The sequence below is a fragment of the Vicinamibacteria bacterium genome, from assembly GCA_035620555.1.
In the GTDB taxonomy this organism is placed as follows: Bacteria; Acidobacteriota; Vicinamibacteria; order Marinacidobacterales; family SMYC01; genus DASPGQ01.
The window spans coordinates 1-2,422 of sequence record DASPGQ010000087.1 but is presented as its reverse complement, the minus strand read 5'-3'; the positions used below and the strand labels follow the sequence as shown (position 1 = coordinate 2,422).

The 2,422-nt window shown below is 62.7% G+C and carries 1 protein-coding gene; it reads right to left on the bottom strand.

The features are described 5' to 3' along the window. Positions 1-2,207, bottom strand: a 2,207-nt coding sequence (locus VEK15_03555) for a DUF4388 domain-containing protein (protein HXV59744.1), incomplete at its 3' end; no start/stop codon positions are given. Positions 2,208-2,422: the final 215 nt, after the last annotated feature.

Below are 2,422 nucleotides of genomic sequence, written 5' to 3'. Positions count from 1 at the left end.
TCCATGATGAGGGACACGACGTCCACGAGCGTCGGGTCGGGATCGTTCACGTCGGGGTCGTCGACACGGCCTTGATCGACGAAAGCGAACTTCCCGGGAAAGGGTTTCTCGAAGAGCTCGTAGACGGCTTCTTCGTTTTTCAGACGCTCGGTCTCGCAATTCTTGTACTTGCCGTTCTGCATCCGGATGACCGCGGCCACGGTTTCGTTCGTGTAGAAAAGCGTCAGCACGCCGGTGGCGGAGGCGCGTTCGAGGGTTTGTAGAATGTGGGGGAGGCCGAAGAACTCCAGATCTCCCGTCATCGCCGCCCCGGTAGTCGAGCGGGAGGACGCGTCGTGGAAGCTCAAGAGCGTCCTGGCCGCCGCTTCCCCGAACTTCGTCTTGGGGAAGCGTTTGGCCACATCGGTCAGGGCGTCGGTAACTCCGACGGATGGCGTTCCCGATAGGGCCGCGATGTAGTGAACCAGAGCGTCTTCTCTCGTCTTGACGAACCGTGAGAGGAGCTTTCCCGGGAGCTCGGAACGCAGCGCCTCGAGGATACGATTCACATCCTCGGAATGAGAGGACAGATCCCGGGTGCCGAGGCCCACGAGGCGGGCGCTGGTGATGCCGAGCCCGGGTTGCCGGTTGAGACCGTGCTCGATGAGGGCGGTGGTGGCGTTTCTCGTGCCCAGCCGGGCGAGCGAGGCCGCCAGCCGATCGAGAAGACCGCACAGCTGCAGCCGGTCCGAGGCCGGTGCCGCTCCGCTGAGCAAGAGCTCCTCGTAGGACTTCAGGTAGCCGGTCAAGACCGCTCCGGCTTTGGTGTGCTTGGTCTCGCCGAGGTAGGTGATCGCTTCCTTGATCAGAGTCAAAGAGCTGTCCCGACCCGAGGCGCGCACGATGAGGTCGATCTCGGTCTCGACGGGCTCGCCCTCGGGGCGCGGTATGACCCGGAGAAGGTAGATCAGGTTTCTGATGAAATACGGGTTCGCCGTACTGTCGCCGGCGAGCTCGGTCTCGAGCCGCTCGAGACAGGCGCTGCGGGCGCGCTCGGCCTGTACTTGAAGCAGCGCGAGCTTGAGCCGGCGTCGATCGCGCCGTTCCTCGGCCCAGAGATCGTCCAAAAGGCTCTCGGGGCTGAATCTCGAAAAGAACCCGAGCACCCGCCTCAGCAAGAGGTGCTTGTCGGGGCTTTCGGCGAACTTGCGCAAGCGTTCCTCATCGAGATGGCCGTGCGCCGAAGTCTGGATCGCATCGATAACCGCCGGGCTCAAATATTTTTCCTCGGCGATCCACGTCGCCAGACCGAACATCGTGGCGGAGCGTGACAGCATCCCCCCGTTGAATTGCCTGACGGCGGCATACACCAGCTCTTGAAAGCGTTTGCCCGACTCGGCCGAATCCCTCGCCATTTTGACGAACCGGTACATCGCCTCCGCCGAGTAGCTCAACGCGGGTCGTTTCTGCGGGCCTTCGCTCGAGCGGTCGGCCTCCACGTTCCATCCCGGCAAGCTTCCCGCGAGGAGCTCGAACACTTTTTCGTTGTCCGCCGAGATCCCCATTTTCTTGAGGAGGTCGAGGCGGTGATCGAGCTCGCGCGCGTTCGAGGAGCTCGCCGCCGCCGTCGCGATGGCTTGCGAAAGCAGTTCGCGACGGCCCGGCTCCTTGTTGCCGTCCGCGGTGCTTGACGCGGAAACCCCGTGCCGGCTGAGTCGTTCGAGAAGAACCTCGAGCCGTCGGAGTCCGCGCTCGGCAGCCGGCGACATCGGACCTCCAGTCGCAGCCACCGGCCCCGTCGCTCCCGGCGCTCCGGGCTGACGGTGAAGGGTCTCGACGCGCGCCACGACGCCCGATTCGGATTGTCCGAGACGGGCCAGGTTCGAGCACAGGAGCTCTCGATCCTCTTCGGGACAGTCCATGACCAGCTGCTGTCCGAGCTGTTCCAGGTACGAGCCCAGGGCCTCGCGACCCACGAGATCGAGCTCGCCCAGCAAATGGATTTTGCGAACAGCATGGAAGAGATAGTCGGAGAGCGTGACATTGGGGCGGGTCTCATCCACTTGGGCGAGCAGCCAGTCGCGGATCGCTGAAATCATCGCCTCGGGCGGCTGGGTCAAGAGATACAGCATCGAGTCCGTGACCATCAGTGGGGCCAATCGGTCAGAGAGGTACTGTTGGATCTCGGAGAGGGCCTCCCGAAGGTCCCCGTCGTCTAGGTTGCTCATGCAAAAACTCCTCGCGCCTCGTGTTCTGACTTCTAAGAAAAGAAGAAGTCCCGAAACGCCGGGGTGGGCCGGGCGACGATTACGAAATTACTGTTGGAGAATTAAATTTTACCATTGGAGAGACGCGAAGTGCAACGCGCCCCAAGGGGAAACCTGCGGCCGCAATCGTACGCTGACACCACTTCGCCTGCCGAGCGAAACCCCAAATCATTTCC